This window comes from Castellaniella sp. (genome assembly GCF_034007085.1).
Lineage (GTDB): Bacteria > Pseudomonadota > Gammaproteobacteria > Burkholderiales > Burkholderiaceae_B > Castellaniella.
Window position 1 is genome coordinate 1 of the sequence record NZ_JAVERO010000026.1, and the last position, 23,254, is coordinate 23,254.

Here is a 23,254-nt window from a genome sequence, read left to right on the forward strand (position 1 = left end):
GATATTATCTCATAAAATCAACGTGTTAGTGATATTTCAGGGCCGACTGGGTAGGCGTGGTGATGCGCTTCGGATGCCGGGAAAGCCTGGACCAGCTCGGCATAGCGGTGCAATGGCGCTAGGTACAGCGTGGCGAACTGACGGCGAGACAGCGAGGTTCTCTGCCAAATGTGTTCCAGCAGCTTCTGCCGCCGTGGCGTGGCCAGCAGCGATGCGGCCGACTGCGGCCGCATCAGCCCTTTCGGGAGATCGGTAGCGGGTGCTGGCAACGGAGCGACTGCCCCCGAGGCCCGTTTTCGTTGGAACAGAGAGAGCATCCGGGTGTCCTGGTGGTGGGCTTACCGGGAGGCCTTTTCGCCTTTTCGAGGTAGAGCCTTTCCCCTTGTCCCCCGTTCCCTTGCCCTTTTGGCTCTTTGGCCGTTACAGCCTTTGGGTATAGGGCAGCGAGCATTGACCGTCCACCCTCAATGCGGGTCCACCAAGGCCGGATTGATGCGGGAAGGCTCACTGTTCCCTCCCTACGATGAGGTTCAATGTTGAATGCGGAGAACATCATGAAACCTCACATTGATTTGGTAAGGAAATATCCTTACAATGCAGGCATTGCTATCAGGAGAGCCGCCATGCCTGCCATTCACGAAGTTGCCACTCTGACATCCAAGGGGCAGATCACGCTGCCCAAGTCCATCCGCCAGGCACTGGGTGCCGATACCGGCAGCAAGCTCGCGTTCGAGCTTCGCGGCGGTGAAGTGGTCGTGACCCGTGCCGATGCGGAGCACGAGGACCCGGCCATTGCCGCGTTCCTGGCCCTGCTGGCGCGCGACATTGAAGCAGGCCGGAATGTTCGCGGTCTGCCCGAGGATCTGGCTCGCACGATGCTGGAGCACGCCGGCCACAAGGTGGACCTGGGCGATGATTTCGCTGAGGACGTGGAAATCTGATGCAACAGCATGGCTGGACACTGCTGTTCCACGACAACCTGATCGAGCAGATGATGAAGCTGCGCGCAGCTGTGCTGCGTGCCCAGGAGAACGACCCGCAAGGGTTCGCGTCCAACGCCAACGTCAAGTTCTTCCGGGCCTTGGTCCAGTTGATACAAGACGTGGTGCCGGGTGATCCGGCACGCGACGAGTACCGTCAGGGCAACACCATGGGGACGGCCTACCGCCACTGGCGGCGGGCCAAGCTCGGAAGGCGTTACCGGCTGTTCTTCCGGTACGACTCGAAGGCGAAGGTCATCGTGTACGCCTGGGTCAACGACGAGCAGACCCTACGGTCGTCGGGCAGTAAGTCCGACCCGTATGCCGTGTTCGAGAAGATGCTTGGACGTGGAAATCCGCCAGACGACTGGAACGCATTGGTACAGGCAAGCAAGCAGGATTGGAGCAAACTGGAATAGGTATGCCGCCGTAGCAGGAGACGATCATGAACACGACAGCTCGCATCAGCACCGCAGAACGCCTCGGACGCACTCTTGGCCGTGGATGGCGCGCCTATGTGCGTGGCGAACGGTAATCCCCCCATTTTCAGCAGTAGGCTTTCGTAGAATGTGTTAATGGGAGTGGATTTTGCTGGATGTCACTGGATGAGTGTTGGCTAAAAATTCTCAACCCTGACAATGACTTGAGCCGTAGAGCCGAGAGTTGAAGTGGAGCGGGTGATGGGAATCGAACCCACGACGCAGGCTTGGGAAGCCGGAGTTTTACCATTAAACTACACCCGCACCGAGCCAGCTCGATGACAGCAAGGATTCATTGGTAAAATCGAGTCTCACCAAATCCCTTGCAGCCCGACATTTTAACAGCATTTTGAGCCACCCCAAATCCCCCCCTCCCATCGTGACGGCCCAGACTCCGTCGGGCAGCACGCACATCCGCAGCTTCGTCCATCGTCGTGCCCACATCACCCCCAGCCAGGAACAGGCGATCGAGGCCTGGCTGCCGCGCTGGTCGATCCGCTACCAGAATACGCCCATCGACCTGACGGCGGCCTTTGGCCGTGCAGCCCCGGTGATCCTGGAAATCGGCTTCGGCATGGGGGAAACCACCCAGCAGATCGCCCAGACCCGGCCAGACGACAATTTCCTGGGGATCGAAGTCTTCAATGCCGGCGTGGGGGCGCTGCTCAAACATATCCACGACAACGGACTGGACAACATCCGCATCATTCAACACGATGCCGTCGAAGTCCTGCGCGACATGATCCCCCCCCACTCACTGGCCGGCGTGCATATTTTCTTTCCCGATCCCTGGCCCAAAAAACGCCATCACAAGCGCCGCCTGATCCAGCCCGCCTTCATTGAACTGCTGTGCAGCCGCATGATGCCCGGTGCCTACCTGCACTGTGCCACCGACTGGGAACACTATGCCCAGCAAATGCTGGACGTCCTGTCGGCCGAACCCGCCCTGCAAAACACCTGCGCCGGCTATGCGCCACGCCCGGCATACCGCCCACTGACCAAATTCGAACGCCGCGGCCTGCGCCTGGGCCACGGCGTGTGGGATCTGATATTCGAACGCCGCGCCCTGCAGGACGCCGCACCCATCACGGAGCCAAACTGATGTACCCAGAAATCGAACCCTACGCTCAGGGATTCCTGACCGCCGGCCATGGCCACCGGGTGTACTGGGAACTGTGCGGCAATCCCCAAGGCCGACCGGCAGTATTCCTGCACGGAGGCCCAGGTGCCGGCTGTTCTCCCACCCACCGCCGCCTGTTCGACCCGCAGCGCTACAACATTCTGTTGTTCGACCAGCGCGGTTGTGGCCGGTCCACGCCCTCGGCTTCGATCGAACACAATACGACCTGGGACCTGGTCGCAGACATCGAGCGCCTGCGCACCGAAGTCCTGCATGCGGACCGCATGGTCGTGTTCGGCGGATCATGGGGATCGACCCTGGCCCTGGCCTACGCCCAGACCCACCCTGAACGGGTCCATGCCCTGATCGTGCGCGGCATCTTTCTGCTGCGCGCCGCAGAACTGCGCTGGTTCTACCAGGAAGGCGCTTCCTGGCTGTTCCCGGATCGCTGGGAACATTACCTGGCCCCAATCCCCGAGGCAGAACGCCACGACCTGATTGCTGCCTACCATCGCCGCCTGACAGCCGACGATCCCCAGGTCCAGCTCCAGGCGGCGCACGCCTGGACTCAATGGGAAAGCCACACGATCAGCCTGCTGCCCAATCCGGCCCATCATCACGCCCATGCCGCCGATGAGGCCGCGCTGGCCTTCGCCCGCATTGAAAACCATTACTTCGCAAACAGAGGCTTCATGGAAGAAGGCCAGCTGCTGCGCGACGCCCACAAACTGGCCACCATCCCGGGGGTGATCGTCCAGGGCCGTTACGATGCCTGCACGCCCGCCAAATCAGCCTGGGACCTGCATCGCGTCTGGCCACAGGCGGAATTCCACATGATCCCCGATGCCGGGCACGCGTTCGACGAACCAGGCATCCTGGCACAGCTGCTGGCCGCCACCGATCGCTTTGCCTGTCCCGAAGAAGGAGCCGAGCCGTGACACTGAACATCATTCTGAACGGTACCGACACGGCCCTGGACAACGTGCGCACCGTCCATGACCTGGTGGTTCAGCTGGGCTACGAGGGCAAGCGCATCGCTGTGGAACACAATGGCGATATCGTGCCGCGCAGCCAGCACGATCAGGCATCGCTGGCTGACGGCGACCGGATCGAAATCGTGGTGGCCGTGGGAGGCGGGTAATCAGGCCCCAGGCCAAGGCGCAGACATGATCAGCGATCAGCGGAACCCGCCCCGGCCAAACCCGCCCAGGCCCTTCATCGCACCCATGGCGCGCATCATTTTCGCCATGCCGCCTTTTTTCATCTGCTTCATCATGCCCTGCATCTGCTCGAACTGTTTGAGCAGCCGGTTGACTTCCTGGACCGGCACGCCCGAACCGGCGGCAATGCGGCGCTTGCGCGAGGCCTTGATGAGTTCGGGCTTGGCGCGTTCCAGCGGCGTCATGGCATTCAGGATGCCTTCGGTGCGGGCCAGCTGCTTTTCTGCCTGACCGCCCTGTACCTGGGACGCCGCCTGGGCAAACTGCGCCGGCAGTTTTTCCAGCAGCGAACCCATGTCACCCAGTTTTTTCACCTGCTGCAGCTGGTCGCGAAAATCGTTCAGATCAAAGCGATCGCCGGATTTCATGCGTGCGGCCAGTTTCTGCGCCTCGGCGATGTCGATGTTTTTCTGGGCCTGCTCGACCAGCGACACGATATCGCCCATGCCCAGGATGCGCTGGGCCATGCGTTCGGGGTGGAAGGCTTCCAGCCCGTCGAGTTTTTCGGACACGCCGACGAATTTCAATGGCTTGCCGGTGATCTGCCGCACCGACAGCGCAGCACCGCCGCGCGCGTCGCCGTCCAGCTTGGTCATGACCACGCCGGTCAGCGGCAATGCGTCCGAGAAGGCGCGCGCCACATTGACCGCGTCCTGGCCCTGCATGGCATCGACCACGAACAAGGTCTCGATCGGCGAGAGCAATTCGTGCAGCGCACGGATCTCGTCCATCATGACCTGATCGATGCCCAGACGACCCGCCGTATCGACGATCAGCACGTCATAATGATGGCGCTTGGCGTAATCAAGCGCGCTGCGGGCGATGTCCTGTGGCTTTTGCGTCGTCTCGGTCGGCAGGAAATCGACCCCGACCTGGGCGGCCACGGTCTTCAGCTGGTCGATGGCCGCCGGGCGATAGACGTCGGCACTGACCACCAGGACCTTTTTGCGGCCGGTCTTGCGGCCATGCTGGACGTGATGGCCATCCGACAGCCATTTTGCCAGCTTGCCGGTGGTGGTGGTCTTGCCCGCGCCCTGCAGCCCAGCCATCAGGATCACGGCCGGCGGCTGGGCCGCCAGCGACAGTTCACCCGCTTCGGCACCCAGGTCGCCGCCCATCAGGGCGGTCAGTTCCTTGTGCACCACCCCGACCAGCGCCTGGCCCGGATTCAGGCTGCCGACGACCTCTTGCCCCAGGGCGGATGCCTTGACCCGCGCCACGAAATCACGCACCACCGGCAGCGCCACGTCGGCTTCCAGCAGCGCCAGGCGGACTTCGCGCAGCATGTCCTGAGTGTTGGACTCGGTCAAACGAGCCTCGCCACGCATGGTCTTGACGACACGCGACAATCGGGATGTCAGGTTATCGAACATGATGCCGTATCCGTAAAACTGGTTGATCCGTCGGCCAGCGCATAAAATGAATGCTTTTGGGGGGCGCGACCCTGCGCGCCGGACACCGACAGGACTATGTCAGTCAGCATTGTATTTCACTTGCTTGCCGCGCTGGCCTATGCCGTACTGGGCATCGCCCTGTGGCGTCCCATTGCCCGGGTCAGCGACATCTGCCCCACCGGCGCCATCGGTCGCAGCTGCCTGTTGGGCGCCATCATCCTGCATGGCATCGGCCTGGCCGACGCCGTCATTGTGCCCTCTGGCCTGCACCTGGGCTGGATACTGGCCCTGTCCGCCGCCCTGTGGCTGGGCATGATCGTCTTCTGGATCGAAAATTTCCTGCTGCAGCTGGACGGTGTGCTGCTCCTGCTGCTGCCCACTGCGGCGCTGGTCAGCCTGCTGGCCGCTGCGTTCCCCCAAGGCTATCTGGTGCCCCACGCCAGCAATGACTGGCTGCGCGTGCATCTGCTGATTGCCATGACGGCCTACGGCCTGATCACTATCGCCGCACTGCATGCCATGTTGATGACGGTGCTGGATCGCCATCTGCACCGCCCCATCGAATCGGTCGGCGAACAGGGAATCGTCAGCCGCGCCATGAGCGCCATGCCCCCGCTGCTGACCCTGGAACAACTGCTGTTCCGCCTGATCTGGGTCGGTTTCGGCGTGCTGACACTGACCGTCCTGACCGGCATCGTCGTGTCCCTGCACCTCAGCGGCCACGCCCTGCCCATGGACCACAAGACCGTCTTCACTCTGCTGTCCTGGGCCACCTTCGGCGTGCTGCTGGCAGGACGCCATATCCAGGGCTGGCGCGGGCGCGTCGCCCTGCGCTGGACGCTGGCTGGTTTCGCCTTCCTGTTGCTGTCCTACACCGGCAGCCGATTCGTCCTGGAAGTCATTCTGCAACGAGGCACTCTTGGGTAAATTCCTGCTCTGGGCGATCATCATCCTGGCCGTCCTGTTCGTTTCCCGCGTCCTGAGCCACCAAAAGGCCCAGGCCCGCCAGTCCGCCGCCCGCCGCCAGGCCGAAGACGCACGCGCCGCGTCCGAAACCATGGTCCGCTGCGCCCACTGCCGCATCTACCTGCCCCGCTCCGAGGCCTACCTGAGCCAGGGCAAGACCTGGTGCTGCGCGGAACACGCCCGGCTGGGCCTGAGGAAATGAAGGCGGGGGAAAGCCCCGAGCCTGAGCCGGGACGTTCTTTGATCATCGGGGCAGATGGCTGGTTGATTGCCGCAAGCTCCGAGGACGTGACAAAGACACATTCTGCGTCTGGATCACCTACCGGCAGCAGCATCAGCCGCAGCGCGCATACCCAAAACATCCTGCGCCGCCCTTCCCCCAACCATGACCAGCGCCCCGACGACGAAAATCCCTACCTGCTGGTGATCCACAACATCAGTCTGCCGCCCGGCGTGTTCACGGGCGACGCCATCATCGACTTTTTCCAGAATCGCCTGGATATCGCATCCCACCCCTGGTTCGAGAACATCCGCGACCTACGGGTCTCTGCCCATTTCCTGATCCGCCGCGACGGCACGATCGTGCAATTCGTACCCACGACTTTGCGCGCCTGGCATGCGGGGGTTTCATCTTTCGAAGGCCGGGAACGCTGCAACGACTTTTCCATCGGCATCGAACTGGAAGGCACGGACACGCTGGCCTATACGGATGCGCAGTACGAACGGCTGGGTGCGCTGGCGGCTGCGGTCCGGGCACGGCATCCGATCCGGGCGGTGCGGGGACACGAACACATCGCGCCGGGGCGGAAGACGGATCCGGGGGTGGCGTTTGATTGGGATCGGTTCGCATCAAGCAGGGTGCCATGAAGCCCCGCGTCACCGTCATCTCCCTGGGGATCAATGACCAGGATCGTTCGGTCCGGTTCTATCGGGACGGCCTGGGGCTGGTGACCAAAGGCTTCGTCGGATGAACACCACAACCGGATGGCTTCGCCCCGCCCCAGACGGTAAAATAGAACATTCCTTTTGAATCAGGCATCTTCATGTCCAGTCAGCGCGTGCATCAACACCCCAGCCAGGAAGCCATCCTGCGCGCCGTGGCCAGTTCCACCGCCATCGAAACGGGTCAACGCATCGCCGACATCGAAGCCAAATTGCGCGGCGGGGACAGCCATCTTCCCCAGGTTTCTCTAGCCGCGATCAACCGTCCCGCCCACTCAGCGCAACGCTGACCAATGCGCGCATGGGCGCGTAATCCATGCCCACGCCACATTGGATCGCACTGAAATACGCCGTCTTGTCCGCATCCCATCGGCTGTAGTCCAACGGGCCGCGACCTGCCTGCACCGCCATCACATCGGCCAGCAGACGCGACAGTCGTCCATTGCCTTCGCGAAACGGGTGCACCAGAATCAGTTCAACATGGCAGACGGCGATGGCCTCGACCAGCGCATCATGGCTTACATCGTGACAAGGCGTATGGCGCTGCAAGTATGTCCGCTCGAACTCGTCCAGCAAGCGGGGAATCTGCCGGGCGGCGGCAAAATGGAAACCATCCTTGCTCATATTGACTGACCGAGGCTGGCCGGCCCAATCGTACAGATTGCCCAGCCACTGGTGGTGCCACCCCATCAGGTCGGCTACAGCCAGCCGACGATTGGGGAACTGGTCCCGCAATATCCGCTCATAGAGCCGCAGCAACAGTCTCGCTTCGAGATCGTCCATCACGGCTGGGTCCGTGATGCCGGCCCGGTTCCGCAGCACCCGTCCGTTCGATCCGGGTTGGCATTCGGCCTGCGGACCCGTGGCCTGGTAACGGTTGGCGGCCATGTGCCCTACCCCCGCAGCGCCCTCGCGTGAAAGGCCACGTGTTCCCCGATGAAACTGGCGATGAAATAGTAACTGTGATCATATCCGGCATGCCGGCGCACAGTGGCCTGATAGCCCATGTCCAGGCAGGCTTCCTCCAGCAGTTCGGGCCGCAATTGCACTGCCAGAAACTCATCGTCCAGGCCCTGGTCGATCAGCATTGGCAAATGATCGGCCTGCGAGGCCGCGCGGATCAGTGCCACGGCATCCCACTGCGCCCATGCAGACACGTCATCGCCCAGGTAGGCGGAAAGAGCCTTCTGCCCCCAGGGGACCTGGGTCGGTGCAACGATGGGCGCAAAGGCCGACACGCTGCGATAGCGTCCGGGATGCCGCAAGGCGGTGACCAGCGCGCCATGCCCACCCATGGAATGGCCAGAGATCGCCCGCACGCCGGAAGCCGGAAAATGCTGCTCGATCAGCGCCGGCAGTTCCTGGGCGACATAGTCCTGCATGCGGTAATGCGCCGCCCAGGGAGCCTGGGTGGCATTCAAGTAGAAACCGGCACCCTGGCCCAGGTCGTAGGCCGGGTCATCGGCCACGCCTTCGCCGCGCGGACTGGTGTCTGGCGCAACCAGGATCAGGCTGTGGCGCTCGGCATGGGCCTGGGCGCCGGCCTTGGTGATGAAGTTCTGTTCCGTGCAAGTCAGGCCGGACAGCCAATACAGCACAGGACACGATTCGCCGCGCAGGGCGGCCGAAGGCAGGAAGACGCCGACGCGCATGTCACAGCCCAGCACGGCAGACGCATGCTGCCAGACTTCCTGGCGGCCACCAAAACAGCTGTGTTGCTCAATGCGTTCCATAGTGCACCACCGAACGAATGGATTTGCCTTCGTGCATCAGGTCGAAGGCATGGTTGATGTCGTCCAGGCCCATGGTGTGGGTGACGAAGGGCTTCAAGTCGATATCACCGCGCATGGCTTCCTGGACCATGCCAGGCAGCTGGGAACGGCCCTTGACACCGCCAAAGGCCGTGCCGCGCCAGGATCGGCCCGTCACCAGCTGGAAGGGCCGGGTGGAGATTTCCTGTCCGGCACCGGCAACCCCGATGATGATGGACTGGCCCCACCCCCGATGCGCGCATTCCAACGCGGCCCGCATGACATTGACGTTGCCGATGCATTCGAAACTGTGATCCACCCCCCAGCCGGTCATGCCGACAATGACCTGCTGCACGGGTTCGTCGTGATCCTTGGGATTGACGCAGTCGGTGGCACCAAAGACCTTGGCCAGCGCGAATTTGTCGGGATTGGTGTCCACGGCGATGATGCGCCCCGCCCCCGCCTGGCGTGCGCCCTGGACGACGGCCAGACCGATGCCGCCCAGGCCGAAGACGGCCACGGTGTCGCCGGGCTGGACCTTGGCGGTGTTGCGCACAGCGCCAATGCCGGTGGTCACGCCACAGCCCAGCAGACAAACCTGTTCCGGATTGGCATCCGGGTCGATCTTGGCCAGGGAAACCTCTGCCACGACGGTGTATTCACTGAAAGTCGAGCAGCCCATGTAGTGATAGATGGGCTTGCCCTGGTAGGAAAAACGTGTCGTGCCGTCGGGCATCACGCCCTTGCCCTGGGTCGCGCGCACGGCCACACACAGATTGGTCTTGCCTGACTTGCAGAACAGGCATTCGCCGCATTCGGCGGTATACAGGGGAATGACATGGTCGCCCGGCGCAACGCTGGTGACGCCCTCGCCGACCTCGACGACGATGCCAGCACCCTCATGGCCGAGCACGGCAGGGAACACGCCTTCGGGGTCGTCACCACTGAGGGTGAAGGCGTCGGTGTGGCAGACGCCGGTATGGGTGATGCGGACCAGGACCTCGCCCTTGCGGGGCGGTTCGACGTCGATTTCGACGATCTGCAACGGTTTGCCGGCCTCGAAGGCCACTGCGGCGCGGGATTTCATCGGGCTATCTCCTCCAATTTCACCCCACCTGGTGCAAGCGGGGTTCAGACCGATTATGGCCAGAACCCCGTGGGAAGACAAACGCGCTCAGTTCCCCAGCAGCAGCGCGTTCATGCGCTTCACGAACGCCGCAGGATCCTTCAGGGCGGCGCCTTCGGCCAGCATGGCCTGATCCAGCAGCAGTTCGGCCCAGTCGCCGAACGACGCGTCGGATTGGGATTCCAGACGCTTGACCAGCGCATGCTGCGGGTTCACCTCCAGGATGGGCTTGACCTCTGGTGCGTCCTGGCCAGCCGCCTTGAGCATGCGCAGCAGATGCGGGCTCAGCTCGTGTTCGTCCACGACCACGCAAGCAGGCGAATCCACCAGGCGGGCAGTGGCACGCACGTCCTTGACGCGTTCACCCAGCGCCTGCTTCAGACGCTCGATGGTGGGCTTGAACGCCTCGGCGGCCTCGGCCTGCTGTTTCTTTTCTTCCTCGTCGGCCAGGGCGTCCAGGTCCAGACCGCCCTTGGCGACCGAGGCCAGGGCCTTGCCTTCGAATTCGCGCAGGTAGGACAACATCCATTCGTCCACACGGTCGGACAGCAGCAGGACTTCCAGACCCTTGCGGCGGAAGACTTCCAGGTGCGGGCTGTGCGCGGCAGCGGCGTAGGAATCGGCGCTCAGGTAGTAGATCTTGTCCTGGCCTTCCTTCATGCGGCCAATGTAGTCGGCCAGGGACACGGTCTGCGCCGGACTGTCGGACTGGGTGGACGCGAAACGCAGCAGGCCGGCGATGCGGTCCTTGTTGGCAGGGTCTTCGCCCACGCCTTCTTTCAGCACCTGGCCGAACTGGGTCCAGAATTCGGCGTATTCCTCGGGCTTGTCGCGAGCCAGGTCTTCGAGCAGGCCCAGGATGCGCTTGGCGGAGCCTTCGCGGATGGCGCGCACGTCGCGGCTTTCCTGCAGGATTTCCCGCGAGACGTTCAGCGGCAGATCGGCGGAATCGACGACGCCACGCACAAAGCGCAGGTAGGCCGGCAGCAGTTGGTCGGCATCATCCATGATGAAGACGCGCTTGACGTACAGTTTCACGCCTCGGCGGGCATCACGGTCCCAGAGATCGAAAGGCGCGCGCTTGGGCACGAACAACAGCTGGGTGTATTCGCTGCGGCCTTCGACACGATTGTGTGTCCAGGCTAGCGGGTTCTCGTAATCGTGCGAGATGTGCTTGTAGAATTCCTGGTACTGCTCGTCAGTGATGTCGGACTTGGACCGAGTCCACAGGGCATTGGCCTGGTTGACGGTTTCCCATTCGTCCTTGACGACCTGCTCGGATTTTTCCGCGTCCCACTCTTCCTTTTTCATCTGGATGGGCAGGGAAATGTGATCGGAATAGCGGCGCAGGACTTCACGCAGTTTCCACCCTGACAGGAATTCGTCCTCGTCGGCGCGCAGCGTCAGCGTGATGGCGGTGCCACGCGCTTCCTGTTCGATGGTTGTCACGGAAAATTCGCCCTGGCCATCGGATTCCCAGAGCACGCCTGCGGATGCCGGCAAGCCGGCGCGGCGGCTGCGCACGGCGACCTTTTCCGCAACGATGAAAGACGAATAAAAGCCCACGCCGAACTGGCCGATCAGCTGGGCGTCCTTTTGCTTGTCGCCGGTCAACTGGGAAAAGAATTCGCGCGTGCCGGATCGGGCGATAGTGCCCAGATTGGCGATGGCCTCGTCGCGCGACAGGCCGATGCCGTTGTCGGTGATGGTGATGGTGCGGGCATTCTTGTCGAACTCGACACGAATGCGCAAGTCGGAATCGCCCTCGAGCAGGTCCGGATGGTCAATGGCCTCGAAGCGCAGCTTGTCGCAGGCATCGGATGCGTTGGACACGAGTTCTCGCAGGAAGATTTCCTTGTTGCTGTACAGGGAATGGATCATCAGGTGCAGCAACTGCTTGACTTCGGCCTGGAAGCCCAGGGTTTCGGCCGTCTTGGTGTCGGTTTCGCTCATGGTTCGGATGGGTTCGAAGGTTCTTGCGGGATTGCATGGCGCCCCGCAAACGGCCTGAAAGGCGGTCGCGGGGCGGACTGCTGGATCAGTTGGGGCCGGGGTGCCGGGTTTTCAAGAGCCAGGGAACCTCTGAACAAGCCCTTCAAGCCTGCGCAAACCCTGAATAGTCCTTATTTGTTTCTGGATATCTACGAATCGGACCGATCCGATACGGTTATTCTTTAAGCAAAAAACATTTCTCTCACCTATTTGCAGGAGACACAGCATGCCCGGACAAGGCACAGGCCCCAACGCGGGCCGCATGGCGCGCGCCACACTCGGGACCCAATTGTTCATCGCCGCCACCTTGATCACCATCCTGGTGATGGCGGTTCTGGCCTCCATCATCACCTGGCAGAACCGGCAGACGGCGATCGACAATGTCCGCGCAGCCAACCGCTACGGGCTGCAGGGTTACGACCGCACACTGCAACTGATCTACGACATCGCCCGCAAGCGCAGCGAATCCCTGTATCCGGTGCTGATCCGCTACATGAATGGCATCCCCAAGCCCAGCGGAGTGGTGGAAAACGGCATGCCGGTCTTCAAGTCCTCGGGCATGCCCATCAACGGCGACCAGGACCTGATGCGCAGCGTCACGGGACTCTCCGCCGAAGTCTACGCTCGCGCCAATCAGGGCTGGCAGCGAATCGCCAGCGCCTATCAGGATCTACAGGGCCACGCCCTGGGTGAAACCCTGGATCCCACCGCACGCATTGCCCAGGCCCTGGACTCAGGCGAAATCACCCACTTCCCCAGCCTGGTGGACGGAAAATGGCACCTGATCACGGTCAACCCACTCAAGAATGGCAACCAGGTCTACGGTGGAATTGTTGATTACCTGGACATCAGCGCCCAGATCGACCCGGTGCTGAAGGACCTGGCCGAGGCCACGCTGGCCGAATACGGCCAATTGTTCGTGCTGCGGCCGACCGCCGACGGCAAGGACTGGATCCGCGTCGCGGGCATGTTCGGCAAGCCCGGCGACCTGTTCAGCGCCGGTAATCCGCCGGACGATTTCGCCGCCATGAACAGCGCCTTCCAGTCGGCCCCGGACGGGGTGCGGCGCGTCACGGTGCGGGGCCAGGAAATCTTCCTGGCCTGGCAGACGGTGCCCAACTGGGGCTGGATGATGTATGGATTCGGTAGCGTGGACGACTACCTGGCTGACAGCACCCGCGCCATGTGGATCCAGTTGGGCGTGATGCTGCTGGGCACGCTGTTGATTTCCCTGCTGATCCGCTGGCTGGCGCGCCACACTCTGGGGCCCGTGCATGACGTGGTCGAAGGCATGCGGAGACTGGGCGCTGGTGACCTGACCCACACGGTGCCCGCCAGTCCGACGGGCAGCCGCAACGAGGTGCACCAATTACTGGACAGCCTGCGCGGAACCCAGAACGCGCTGAGGCACATGATCCGCCAGGTGCGCCACAGCGTCGGTGAAATCCACACCGGCGCGCGCGAGATCGCTGCCGGCAATGCGGATCTGTCCAGCCGCACGGAACAACAGGCAGCATCCCTGCAAGAAACGGCTGCCAGCATGGAAGAGCTGGCCTCCACCGTACGCCAGAACGCCGATAACGCCCGCCAGGCCGACCAACTGGCTACTGGCGCCTCGCAGACTGCGCACCAGGGGGAACAGGCCGTCCACGGCATGGTGGATACCATGAAGCGGATCGCCGACAGTTCAGCCCGCATCACCGACATCATCAGTGTGATCGACAGCATTGCCTTCCAGACCAACATCCTGGCACTGAACGCTGCCGTCGAGGCGGCCCGGGCAGGCGAGGAAGGCCGCGGCTTTGCGGTCGTGGCCGGCGAGGTCCGCGCCCTGGCCCAGCGCTCCGCCGACGCCGCGCACGAGATCAAGGCACTGATCGAAGCTGCATCCACAGAGGTGGAATCCGGCACCCGCCAGGCAAGCAACGCAGGCGCCACCATGCAGGAAGTCCTGACCGCAGTCGACCGGGTGACCCAGATCATGGGAGAAATTGCTGCAGCTTCCAACGAGCAGTCTACCGGCATCGACCAGGTCAATCTGGCAGTCACCCAGATGGACCAGGTAACGCAGCAGAATGCTGCGCTGGTCGAACAGGCGGCGACCGCTGCCGAATCCCTGCGGGAACAGGCCGACCACCTGGCCGACACCGTGGCCGTATTCCGTACCGGGGATGCCGAAGCAACATCCCCCGCCGTAGCGCAGCACCCCGCCCCGGGCCAGGCCGATGTGCCGCGCCTGCCCGGCTAAAGGGGCAAGAGCCGCCAGGCCAGCAGGAACATGACGGCGGCGATGCCGCCATCCAGCCAACGCCAGGCCCCAGGATTCTGGAACAACGGCGCACATAGCCGCGACCCCAGGCCCAGCGCCGCCAGCCACAGTACGCTGGCGGTCAGCGCCCCGGCAGCAAAACCGAAGCGGGCATCCGCAAAACCATGGGCGATCGAGCCCAGCACCATCATATCCAGCCAGAAATGCGGATTGAGCAGCGTAAAGCCCACGGCACCCAGCAAGGCGGCACGGCGCGAGGACACCGCCGCCTGATCGGCCCGAGGGCCGACGTCCGGACGCCAGGCCCGGCGCGCCGACTGGATGCCGTACCACGTCAGGAACACGACCCCGCACCACAGCACGGCATCCGCCAGCCCAGGCAGCCAGGCCGTCAATGCCTGCAGGCCCGACACACTGCCAAAAATGAAACACGCGTCGATCAGGGCGCACACCAGCAAGATGGCCCGCAAGTGCGCCCGGGCAATGCCCTGGCGCAGGATGAAAGCGCTTTGTGCCCCCACCACGGCGAACATGCCCAGGCCCGTCAGCGTGCCGCTGGCCCAGGCAGCAGCCAAGGGGGAAACGGCGGGGACAATGGCGGCGAACATGATGAAGCTCCTGCGGTGGACAGCGAAAAACGGGACGGCCAGGTAATCCCCCTATCGCTCAGGCCTCCATTTTCCACAGACCCGGATATAAAATACAGCTAATTTATTTAAATATGATTTAGCTGTACTTAATAATTCACCGAATAAAACCTCGCGTCGCATGCATCTGCGGATTCGGGCGGCCTACCACCAGACCCACAGCCAAATGCACACTCATGCAACTGGATCACGATAATCTGCGCGCCCTGGCCGCCGTGGTACGCGAAGGCAGCTTCGAGCGGGCCGCCGCCGCCCTGCACGTGACGCCCTCGGCCGTATCCCAGCGCATCAAGACCCTGGAATCCCGCATGGGCCGGCTCCTGGTCCTGCGCACCATCCCGGCCCAGCCCACGGACGACGGTCGCGTCCTGGTGCGCCTGGCCGAACAGGCTGCCCTGCTGGAACACGAGGCCCTGGAACGCCTGGGCATGGGAGACGATCGCCCGGCACCCAGCCTGCGCGTGGCCGTCAACCACGACAGCCTGGAAACCTGGTTCATCGAGGCCGCTACCCGCTACGCGGAACAGACCCGCACAACGCTGGATCTGGTATCGGAAGACCAGGATCACACGGCCACCCTGCTGCGCAACGGCAGTGTGCTGGCAGCGGTCACCACACTGGGCGACCCCGTACAAGGCTGCCGGGTCCACTCGCTGGGCCGCATGCGCTACGTGGCCACCTGCACGCCCGACTTCCACGCCCGGCATTTTTCCCGGGGCGTCACGCCCGATGCCCTGGCAAACGCGCCAGTCCTGATCTTCAACCGCAAGGACGACCTGCAGGCGCAGTTCGCGCGCGGCGTGATGGGCGACACGCCCTGGCAACCCCCCACCTGGTGGGTGCCTTCGTCCCATGCGTTCGTCTCGGCCACGCTGGCTGGACTGGGCTGGACCATGAACCCCTTGCCTATGATTCGTGATGCGCTGGAAGCTGGCCGGCTGGTGCCGCTGCGCGCGCGAGCCTGGCAGGATGTACCGCTGTACTGGCAGCACTGGCGGACCGGATCGATCTCCATGGAACGGCTGACCTCGGCCGTGCTGCGGGCCGCCCGCACCCTGGTGCGCCCGGCCCGCACGCCGGTCAGCCCCCCTGGCGCAAGCGGCTCAGGGTCGTCGTCGGCGTGATGACCTCGGGGTCGAGCAGGCAGTGCAGAATGGCCGGCAGGCCGCTGTCCAGCGCACGCTGCAGCGCGGGGGCGAATTCCTCGGTTGTCTCGACGCGTTCTCCGTGCCCGCCAAACGCACGCGCATACGCCGCAAAATCAGGGTTGCGCAAGGCGGTGGCCGACACCCGGCCAGGATAACGCCGTTCCTGGTGCATGCGGATGGTGCCGAACATGCCGTTGTCGATCAGGATCACCAGAATCGGCAAGCCATACTGCACCGCCGTGGCGAATTCCTGGCCATGCATCATGAAGCAGCCATCACCCGCCATGCACACCACCCGGCGATCCGGATAGAGCCGCTGGGCGGCCACCGCTGCCGGCAGGCCGTAGCCCATCGAGCCAGACGTCGGCGCCAATTGGGTGCCGTAGGTACGAAAACGATAGAAACGATGCAGCCAGGTGGCGTAGTTGCCGGCACCATTGGCCAGGATGGCGTCCTCGGGCAACACGGCATTCAGGTGCGCCATCACCCGCCCCATCTGCAAGGCCCCGGGATGTTCGATCGCCGATGGGTCGCTCCAGGCCAGACGTTGCGCATGCAACTGCTCGCAGCGATGGCGGCGCGCCGCCGTCGCGGTGGACGCCAGCGATTCGATGGCACGCACCCACGTCCCCGGTGCGCAAGCCATGGCGATGTCCGCCTGATAGACACGATTCAATTCACCGACATCGGGATGCACGTGCACCAGCGTCTGTGACGGATTGGGCACGCCCAACAGCGTATAGCCCTGGCTGGGGACCTCGGACAGCCGCCCGCCCACCGCCAGGATCAGGTCGGATTCGCGGATGGCGTCCAGCAAGCGGGGATCGGCGCCCAGGCCCAGATCACCGATGAAGCAGGGGTGTTCCACAGGACACAGCATCTGGCGACGAAACTGCACCGCCACCGGCAAGGCGTGACGTTCGGCAAACACCCCGAACGCCTGCACGGAACGCGCATCCCAGCGACTGCCGCCCAGGATGGCCAAGGGGCGCTGCGCTTCGGCCAGCCGATCAGCCAGGGCCACGATCTGGCTGTCCGGAGGCAGCGTCTCGGGGACATGGCAGGGCCGCGCATCGGCCACCGTCACAGTCTCGCTCAGCATGTCCTCCGGCAAGGCCAGCACCACCGGCCCCGGCCGTCCGGACAGCGCCACGTGAAACGCACGCGACAGGTATTCCGGAATGCGTTCGGCCTGATCGATCTCGGCCGCCCATTTGACCTGGGAACCGAACACAGCGCGGTAGTCCATTTCCTGGAATGCTTCGCGATCGCGCATGGCTCGATCGACCTGCCCGACCAGCAGGATCAGGGGCGTGGAATCCTGGGACGCGATGTGCACCCCCGCGAACGCGTTGGTGGCCCCCGGCGCACGAGTCACCAGGCACACCCCGGGCCGACCGGTCAGCTTGCCATAGGCCTCGGCCATGATGGCGGCCCCGCCTTCCTGGCGGCAAACCGTGACCTGGATGTCGGCATCGACCAAGCCATCGAGCACGGGCAGATAGCTTTCCCCCGGCACGCAGAAGACATGTTCCGTACCATGCAGGCGCAACTGGTCCACCAGGACGTGTCCGGCCAGGCGGGGGGTCGGCTGGGCTGTCCGCACAGCCACTGTCATGGTGGATTGCCCGCGCTCGTCTCCTTGATTGAGGATGGGATGCATGCCAGGGTTCTGAATCATGAAACGTTCCTTTCCGAAACAGGGTCGAAAGACTGCGCGCCGCACCCTACACCACGTTCTTTTCAATGACCGGCCGGCCTTCCAGGATGCGGCGCCAGCCCAGCCGAGCGAGATCCAGCGTGCGATATTCACCGTGCACGATCAGTTCGGCCAGCGCCCGGCCGACCGCCGGCGCCTGCTGCAGGCCATGGCCACTGAAACCATTGGCAAAATACAGATTGTCCAGACTGGGATGCAGCCCCAGGATCACATTCTGATCGACCAGGTTCATGTCGTAGTGCCCGGCCCAGCTGCGCACACAGCGCAGGGCTTCGAACGCCGGCACACGCTGCGCCAGCAAAGGCCACAGCACATCCTCGAACAGCGTATGCTGCACCTCGAAATCGAAGCATTCCGGGTCCTGGTCCGGCGGCGGAGCGATCCCGGTAATGAACCCAGGCCCTTCGGGACGGAAATAGGCCCCGCTGGGGTCGATCACCATCGGACACCCCGGCAGGCGCTCGGGGCACTGCACGTAGAACACGCTGCGCTTGCGTGCCTGGACCGGCAGATCGATGCCCGCCAGACGCGCCAGGGCCGGCGCACCGACCCCCGCCGCATTGACCAGGGCACCGCAGGCCAGCACCTGGCCATCATCCAGGCGCACGCCCGTCACGCGTGCGCTGACGCGATCGATACCCGCCACCCGCTGCGGCAGATACACGGCCCCCTGGGCAACGGCCTTGCGCCGCAGCCCCTGAAGCAGTCCATAGGCATCCAGCCAGCCCTCGCCACTCAGTCCCAGCGACCCGGCCGCCAGGTCACCCGTGCGCAGCCAGGGAAAGCGCGCCTGCAGCGCAGCAGCATCCAGCAAGGCAACGTCCGCGCCCTCGCGGCGCTGCAGGGCGTGATTGTCCTGCAGGACCGGCAGCCCCGCCGACGTCGCCAGAAACAGGTAGCCCCCTTCATGGAACGCCGGATCGGGCCGAATACCGTCCACGGCCAGCGCGTCGGCGAAGGTCCGCAGGAATTCCGTGCCGAAGCGCGACATGCGGATGTTCTCCTCGGTAGAGAACTGATGACGGATCGAAGCTGCCGACAGGGCGGTTGCGCAGTGCTGGTAAGTGGGGTCGGGCTCGATCACGGCCACCGAACCCTTGAATCCCGCGTCTGCCGTCAGGAAATACGCCACGGCGCTACCCACGACAGCCCCCCCGGCAATCACGACATCGAACTGCGTCTGCGGCATCCTGCGATACTCCCAGTCCCCTGAAATGAGAAGGCTTTCCGGCGCCTATTCTGGAAGCAATTTTCCCCGGTTTCCCTAGGCATTTTCCCTGAAGGCAAAAATTTTCCTATTGGAAATGCGCGTGATATCCTGGGCCGGACATCGACCCCGGCGCGCTGCCCGAACGGCGCGCCCGCCCGGAGGCTGCATGATGAATCCCCAGGAACTTCTACGCTCGTTTGGCCTGAAACCCGACATGCTTGCGGCAGGCGGCCTGCCGGTGCATTCCCCCATCGATGGCGCTCGCCTGGCCGACCTGCGGCCACACGATGTCAACGATGCCCGACGCATGATCGACCAGGCACACCAGGCGTATCTGGCCTGGCGCCAGGTGCCCGCCCCCCGGCGCGGCGAACTGGTGCGCCTGCTGGGTGATGAATTGCGGGCTCACAAGCAAGCGCTGGGCCGCCTGGTATCCCTGGAAGCCGGCAAGATCACGGCGGAAAGCGAAGGCGAAGTCCAGGAAATGATCGATATCTGCGATTTCGCCGTCGGCCTGTCCAGACAACTGCACGGCCTGACCATCGCATCCGAACGCCCCGGCCACCGCATGATGGAGACCTGGCACCCGCTGGGCGTGGTGGGGGTGATTTCCGCCTTTAATTTTCCGGTAGCAGTCTGGTCCTGGAACGCTGCCCTGGCCCTGGTCTGCGGCGATCCGGTCGTCTGGAAGCCTTCAGAAAAGACTCCCCTCACTGCGCTTGCGTGCCAGGCCCTGTTCCAGCGGGCGCTGGCTCGCTTCGGCGATGCGCCCGACGGCCTGCTGCATGTGCTGGTGGGCGCGCGCGAATCAGGCGAAGCACTGGTCGACGACCCTCGGGTAGCGCTGGTCTCGGCCACCGGATCCACCCGCATGGGCCGCGAGGTCGGGCCACGCGTGGCGCAACGCTTTGGTCGTTGCCTGCTCGAACTGGGGGGCAACAACGCCCTGATCGTGACGCCCTCGGCCGACCTGGACATGGCTGCGCGCGGGATCCTGTTCGGCGCCATCGGCACGGCCGGCCAGCGCTGCACCACCACGCGCCGCTTGATCGTCCACGAATCGGTCGCTGATGCCCTGCTGGCGCGGCTGAAGACCGCCTACACCAGCGCGGTCGTGGGCAACCCGCTGGACGCCGACACCCTGGTCGGCCCCTTGATCGACCGGGCCGCCTACGACGCCATGCAGGACGCGCTGACCCAGGCGCGCGCCCAGGGAGGCGTCATCACAGGCGGCGAGCGTCTGCTGGCCGACCGCTACCCGGACGCCTGGTACGTCCGCCCCGCCCTGGCCGAGATGCCCGGTCAGACGGACGTCGTGCGCCACGAGACCTTTGCCCCGATCCTGTACGCCCTGCGCTATCGCGATTTCAACGACGCCCTGGCCCTGCACAATGACGTCCCGCAAGGCCTGTCTTCCGCGATTTTCACCACGGACCTGCGCGAAGCCGAGACCTTTCTGGGCGCAACAGGGTCGGATTGCGGCATCGCCAACGTCAATATCGGCACCTCGGGCGCAGAAATCGGCGGAGCCTTTGGCGGCGAAAAGGAAACCGGCGGTGGACGCGAATCCGGGTCCGATGCCTGGAAGGCCTACATGCGCCGCGCCACCAACACCATCAACTATTCCCGGGAACTGCCGCTGGCGCAGGGCATCCGTTTCGGATGAGACAGGGCATAAGTCAGTCCCGACGGAGCCCCCCTTGTCCAGCAGCCCGATTTCCAACGAACTCCTGCATGCCCTGTTCATCATCGCCATCGCCGCCGAGGCCATGACGGCCGCTCTGGCGGCCGGTCGCCGGGAAATGGACTGGCTGGGCGTGTGCCTGCTGGGCTGCATCACCGCGCTGGGCGGCGGATCGGTGCGCGACCTGCTGCTGGACCACCATCCCCTGTCCTGGATCGCCCACCCGTCCTACCTGCTGATCACCGGCGGTGCGGCCCTGGTCACCATCGCACTGGCCCGCTTCATCCATCCGCTGCGGCACCTGTTCCTGCTCCTGGACGCCATCGGCCTGGTGGTCTTCACGATCATCGGCTGCGACATTGCCCTGGACCTGGGTCTGCCCTGGGGCATCGCCATCGTCTCGGGCATGATCACCGGTTGCGTGGGCGGGGTGCTGCGCGACGTGCTGTGCAACGAAGTCCCGTTGCTGTTTCGCGCCGAACTCTATGCCTCTGTATCCATCGTCGCCGGCGCCCTGTATGTTGCCGGTCTGGCGCTGGGCTGGCACCAGGAAACCGTCACGGGCGGCGCACTGGCGATCGGCCTGGCGCTGCGGCTGCTGGCCCTGCGATTTGGCTGGAGCATGCCGAAATTCGTCTATACGCGGGACCTGCACTGAACGCCGGCAGGCCACCCGCGCGGTCAGGCCGACAGGCTGACGCCCGGACAGCCGCTATGAAAACGGAATGTCTCGTCGGGCGACTCGATCAGGCCATGCTCGACCTGGCGAATCCGCTCAATGGCGCGCGCGACATCACGCGCTTCGCCAAAGCGGCGGGCGAATCGCAGGTAGCCCTGATAGTGGCGGCTTTCCGATTGCAGCAACCCGGCGTAAAACACGGCCAGCTCCTCGTCCAGATGCGGTACCAGCGCAGCGAAACGTTCACAGGAACGCGCCTCGATGAAGGCCCCGACGATCAAGGTATCGACCAATTTCGCAGGCTCATGCGTGCGCACCGCTGCCCGCAGGCCCGACGCATAGCGACTGGCGGTCAAGGGCCGCAGCGCGATGCCGCGCCGTTTCAGGATGCGCAGCACCTGTTCATGGTGGACCAGTTCCTCTCGGGCAAGCTTGGACAGCGCGGCCGATAGCTCGGCATCCTGTCCATAGCGCGCGATCAGGCTCATCGCGGTTGCTGCGGCCTTCAGTTCGCAGTTGCGGTGATCGAGCAACAGCACGTCCTGCTGCGTCAGCGCAGCTTCGACCCAGGCGACGGGCGTCGGACACGGCAGAAATTCGATCAGATCGGCAGGCAGTTCGGGCACAGTCATCCGGGACTCAAGATTCAACGGTCGGCTGGGGGGCCAGAGCACGGCGCACCCGCTGCGGGGGCCCGTGCTGGTCCGGGCATGAAGCGCCAGGCAATCAGCCACCCCACGGCCTGCACGGCGCACAGCGCAGCGACCGTACCGGGCCACCCCCCCAGGGTATAGGCGATGCCGCACCCCCAGGCCCCCACAAAACCGCCGCAGTAATATGCCCCATAGTACAGGCCGCTGGCCAGTGAGCGGCCGCTGGTGACCCGATGGGCGATAAAGCTCATCGTCGCCGACTGCGTCACGAACATCCCGCAGGCCGCCACGGCCAGCGCAATCACGATGACCCAGACCGGCGCCGACAGCGAACCCAACACCCCCAGCGCCGACACCGCCACCGCCGCCAGCGCCGTGCGCCGGGAGCCGATGCGCGTGATCACCTGCCCTGCCAGCGGCGTGACCACCACCCCCAGCAGGTAGACACTGAAGATATTGGCCAGGTCGCCCGGACTGAAGTGATAGGGCGCCGCTGCCAGATGCAGATTGACGAAGGTGAACAGTCCGACCAGAGCGAACAACACCGTAAAGCCCAGTGCGCAGGCAACCCGCAGGGCAGGATTGCGCAGCAACCGGCCCAAGGACGCCAGGTTGTCGGCAATCCGGACATTGGCCTCGAAATGGCGCGAGGCCGGCAGGCCTCGCCAGACCAGCCAGGCACCCACCAGATTGATCACCGCCATCGCCCCGAACGCCGTGCGCCAGGCCATGAATTCGGTCAGGTGCCCCATCAGGAAACGGCCCAGGAACCCGCCCAGCACAGAGCCAGTGACATAGCCTGTGATCAGCCGCACCATCGTGGCGCCCCGGAATTCCTCGCCGATGTAGGCAATCGCCACCACCGACACCCCCGGCACGGCCAGGCCTTGCAGGAAACGCAACACCTGCAACCCGTGCACGGTCTGCACCTGCGTCATCAGCGCCGTAGGCACCGCCAGCGCAAACACCGATGCGGTGATCAGCCATTTGCGCCCCAGGGCGTCGGACAGCATGCCGATGAACGGTGAAATCAGCGCCACTGCCAGCACCGTCATCCCCACGGCATTGCCGATCTCGACCACCGTGGCGTTCAGGTCCTGCTGCAATTCCGGCAGGATCGACTGCACCGAATACACCTGGATGAAGGCGAACACCCCCACCAACGCGACGGTCAGCAACAGGGGCACAGTCAGACGGTAATAGCCATCGGCGTCGGGGGATGGGGAGGCGCGCATGCAAAAGGACCGGAAGAGTTTGCAGGCCCCCCGGAAGAG

At 64.1% G+C, this 23,254-nt stretch carries 23 protein-coding genes, 1 tRNA gene and 3 pseudogenes; 15 read left to right on the forward strand and 12 right to left on the reverse strand.

The window, feature by feature from the left end:
• Positions 1 to 47: 47 nt before the first annotated feature.
• A pseudogene (locus RBR29_RS04200) lies at positions 48 to 317 on the reverse strand (TraI domain-containing protein); the annotation flags it as partial.
• A gap of 306 nt (positions 318 to 623) precedes the next feature.
• Between RBR29_RS04200 and RBR29_RS04205 the strand changes: the two are divergent.
• The 3 genes and pseudogenes from RBR29_RS04205 to RBR29_RS04215 all read left to right on the forward strand — a co-directional run.
• Entirely contained in the window at positions 624 to 941 is a 318-nt protein-coding gene (locus tag RBR29_RS04205) for a type II toxin-antitoxin system PrlF family antitoxin (RefSeq protein ID WP_071038033.1), read from the forward strand.
• Complete coding sequence (locus tag RBR29_RS04210; RefSeq protein WP_320347565.1) at positions 941 to 1,399, forward strand: type II toxin-antitoxin system YhaV family toxin; 459 nt, start codon at positions 941 to 943, stop codon at positions 1,397 to 1,399. Before RBR29_RS04205 ends, RBR29_RS04210 begins: the two co-directional genes overlap by 1 nt.
• Before the next feature lie 26 nt (positions 1,400 to 1,425).
• Positions 1,426 to 1,512: pseudogene (locus RBR29_RS04215) on the forward strand (DUF3742 family protein); the annotation flags it as partial.
• Positions 1,513 to 1,649: 137 nt separating this feature from the next.
• On the opposite strand, the gene RBR29_RS04220 reads toward RBR29_RS04215, so the two are convergent.
• Positions 1,650 to 1,723: transfer RNA gene (locus RBR29_RS04220), tRNA-Gly, on the reverse strand.
• A gap of 112 nt (positions 1,724 to 1,835) precedes the next feature.
• Between RBR29_RS04220 and trmB the strand changes: the two genes are divergently transcribed.
• Genes trmB through thiS form a run of 3 tightly spaced genes read left to right on the forward strand, consistent with a single transcriptional unit; the run spans position 1,836 to position 3,720 of the window.
• Positions 1,836 to 2,561: a tRNA (guanosine(46)-N7)-methyltransferase TrmB gene (gene trmB / locus RBR29_RS04225; RefSeq protein WP_320347596.1), complete on the forward strand. Its 726-nt coding sequence runs from the start codon at positions 1,836 to 1,838 to the stop codon at positions 2,559 to 2,561.
• Positions 2,558 to 3,517 carry a prolyl aminopeptidase gene (gene pip, locus RBR29_RS04230; protein WP_320347598.1) on the forward strand — a complete coding sequence of 320 codons (960 nt, stop codon included), beginning with the start codon at positions 2,558 to 2,560 and terminating at the stop codon, positions 3,515 to 3,517. The genes trmB and pip overlap by 4 nt, the downstream gene beginning before the upstream one ends.
• 2 nt (positions 3,518 to 3,519) lie before the next feature.
• Positions 3,520 to 3,720, forward strand: a complete 201-nt coding sequence (gene thiS, locus RBR29_RS04235) for a sulfur carrier protein ThiS (RefSeq protein ID WP_320347600.1) — start codon at positions 3,520 to 3,522, stop codon at positions 3,718 to 3,720.
• Positions 3,721 to 3,756: 36 nt separating this feature from the next.
• Here the strand turns inward: thiS and ffh are convergent, their stop codons facing one another.
• A complete protein-coding gene (gene ffh, locus RBR29_RS04240; RefSeq protein WP_320347567.1) occupies positions 3,757 to 5,172 on the reverse strand; it encodes a signal recognition particle protein in 1,416 nt (471 codons plus the stop codon).
• Between the two features lie 96 nt (positions 5,173 to 5,268).
• Here ffh and RBR29_RS04245 point away from each other — a divergent pair, with 96 nt between their 5' ends.
• From RBR29_RS04245 to RBR29_RS04265, 5 genes and pseudogenes are all read left to right on the forward strand, one after another.
• A complete protein-coding gene (locus RBR29_RS04245; protein ID WP_320347569.1) occupies positions 5,269 to 6,120 on the forward strand; it encodes a cytochrome c biogenesis protein CcsA in 852 nt (283 codons plus the stop codon).
• A complete protein-coding gene (locus RBR29_RS04250) occupies positions 6,113 to 6,361 on the forward strand; it encodes a PP0621 family protein (RefSeq protein ID WP_320347571.1) in 249 nt (82 codons plus the stop codon). Before RBR29_RS04245 ends, RBR29_RS04250 begins: the two co-directional genes overlap by 8 nt.
• 131 nt (positions 6,362 to 6,492) lie before the next feature.
• Positions 6,493 to 7,026: a 1,6-anhydro-N-acetylmuramyl-L-alanine amidase AmpD gene (ampD, locus tag RBR29_RS04255; protein WP_320347602.1), complete on the forward strand. Its 534-nt coding sequence runs from the start codon at positions 6,493 to 6,495 to the stop codon at positions 7,024 to 7,026.
• A pseudogene (locus RBR29_RS04260) lies at positions 7,023 to 7,127 on the forward strand (VOC family protein); the annotation flags it as partial. The gene ampD and the pseudogene RBR29_RS04260, both read left to right, overlap by 4 nt.
• A gap of 75 nt (positions 7,128 to 7,202) precedes the next feature.
• Entirely contained in the window at positions 7,203 to 7,391 is a 189-nt protein-coding gene (locus RBR29_RS04265) for a hypothetical protein (protein WP_320347573.1), read from the forward strand.
• Here RBR29_RS04265 and RBR29_RS04270 read toward each other — a convergent pair.
• From RBR29_RS04270 to htpG, 4 genes are all read right to left on the reverse strand, one after another.
• Entirely contained in the window at positions 7,360 to 7,989 is a 630-nt protein-coding gene (locus tag RBR29_RS04270) for a Fic family protein (RefSeq protein WP_320347575.1), read from the reverse strand. The two genes, RBR29_RS04265 and RBR29_RS04270, sit on opposite strands and share 32 nt — an antisense overlap.
• A 5-nt stretch (positions 7,990 to 7,994) precedes the next feature.
• Positions 7,995 to 8,834, reverse strand: a complete 840-nt coding sequence (gene fghA, locus RBR29_RS04275) for an S-formylglutathione hydrolase (protein ID WP_320347577.1) — start codon at positions 8,832 to 8,834, stop codon at positions 7,995 to 7,997.
• Positions 8,821 to 9,939, reverse strand: coding sequence for an S-(hydroxymethyl)glutathione dehydrogenase/class III alcohol dehydrogenase (locus RBR29_RS04280; RefSeq protein WP_320347579.1), 1,119 nt, complete (start codon positions 9,937 to 9,939; stop codon positions 8,821 to 8,823). The genes fghA and RBR29_RS04280 overlap by 14 nt, the downstream gene beginning before the upstream one ends.
• A gap of 87 nt (positions 9,940 to 10,026) precedes the next feature.
• Entirely contained in the window at positions 10,027 to 11,931 is a 1,905-nt protein-coding gene (htpG, locus tag RBR29_RS04285) for a molecular chaperone HtpG (RefSeq protein WP_320347581.1), read from the reverse strand.
• Between the two features lie 265 nt (positions 11,932 to 12,196).
• Here htpG and RBR29_RS04290 point away from each other — a divergent pair, with 265 nt between their 5' ends.
• Positions 12,197 to 14,218, forward strand: a complete 2,022-nt coding sequence (locus RBR29_RS04290) for a methyl-accepting chemotaxis protein (RefSeq protein WP_320347582.1) — start codon at positions 12,197 to 12,199, stop codon at positions 14,216 to 14,218.
• Here RBR29_RS04290 and RBR29_RS04295 read toward each other — a convergent pair.
• A complete protein-coding gene (locus RBR29_RS04295) occupies positions 14,215 to 14,847 on the reverse strand; it encodes a LysE family transporter (RefSeq protein WP_320347584.1) in 633 nt (210 codons plus the stop codon). The genes RBR29_RS04290 and RBR29_RS04295 overlap by 4 nt on opposite strands.
• A 215-nt stretch (positions 14,848 to 15,062) precedes the next feature.
• Here RBR29_RS04295 and RBR29_RS04300 point away from each other — a divergent pair, with 215 nt between their 5' ends.
• The gene (locus RBR29_RS04300) at positions 15,063 to 16,010 is read left to right on the forward strand and encodes a LysR family transcriptional regulator ArgP (RefSeq protein WP_320347586.1); all 948 of its coding nucleotides are present in this window, start codon (positions 15,063 to 15,065) and stop codon (positions 16,008 to 16,010) included.
• Here the strand turns inward: RBR29_RS04300 and RBR29_RS04305 are convergent.
• Both RBR29_RS04305 and RBR29_RS04310 read right to left on the reverse strand, forming a co-directional pair.
• The gene (locus RBR29_RS04305) at positions 15,967 to 17,652 is read right to left on the reverse strand and encodes a thiamine pyrophosphate-binding protein (protein ID WP_320347604.1); all 1,686 of its coding nucleotides are present in this window, start codon (positions 17,650 to 17,652) and stop codon (positions 15,967 to 15,969) included. The genes RBR29_RS04300 and RBR29_RS04305 overlap by 44 nt on opposite strands.
• Positions 17,653 to 17,761: 109 nt before the next feature.
• A complete protein-coding gene (locus RBR29_RS04310) occupies positions 17,762 to 18,943 on the reverse strand; it encodes an FAD-binding oxidoreductase (protein ID WP_320347588.1) in 1,182 nt (393 codons plus the stop codon).
• A gap of 187 nt (positions 18,944 to 19,130) precedes the next feature.
• On the opposite strand from RBR29_RS04310, the gene RBR29_RS04315 reads away from it, so the two are divergent.
• On the forward strand, positions 19,131 to 20,630 hold the full coding sequence (locus tag RBR29_RS04315; protein ID WP_320347590.1) for an aldehyde dehydrogenase family protein: 1,500 nt from the start codon (positions 19,131 to 19,133) through the stop codon (positions 20,628 to 20,630).
• 49 nt (positions 20,631 to 20,679) lie between these two features.
• Positions 20,680 to 21,306: a trimeric intracellular cation channel family protein gene (locus tag RBR29_RS04320; RefSeq protein ID WP_320347606.1), complete on the forward strand. Its 627-nt coding sequence runs from the start codon at positions 20,680 to 20,682 to the stop codon at positions 21,304 to 21,306.
• A 23-nt stretch (positions 21,307 to 21,329) separates the two neighbouring features.
• Here RBR29_RS04320 and RBR29_RS04325 read toward each other — a convergent pair whose 3' ends face one another.
• A complete protein-coding gene (locus RBR29_RS04325; RefSeq protein WP_320347592.1) occupies positions 21,330 to 21,959 on the reverse strand; it encodes a tRNA isopentenyl-2-thiomethyl-A-37 hydroxylase MiaE in 630 nt (209 codons plus the stop codon).
• A 14-nt stretch (positions 21,960 to 21,973) separates the two neighbouring features.
• A complete protein-coding gene (locus RBR29_RS04330) occupies positions 21,974 to 23,215 on the reverse strand; it encodes an MFS transporter (RefSeq protein ID WP_320347594.1) in 1,242 nt (413 codons plus the stop codon).
• Positions 23,216 to 23,254: the final 39 nt, after the last annotated feature.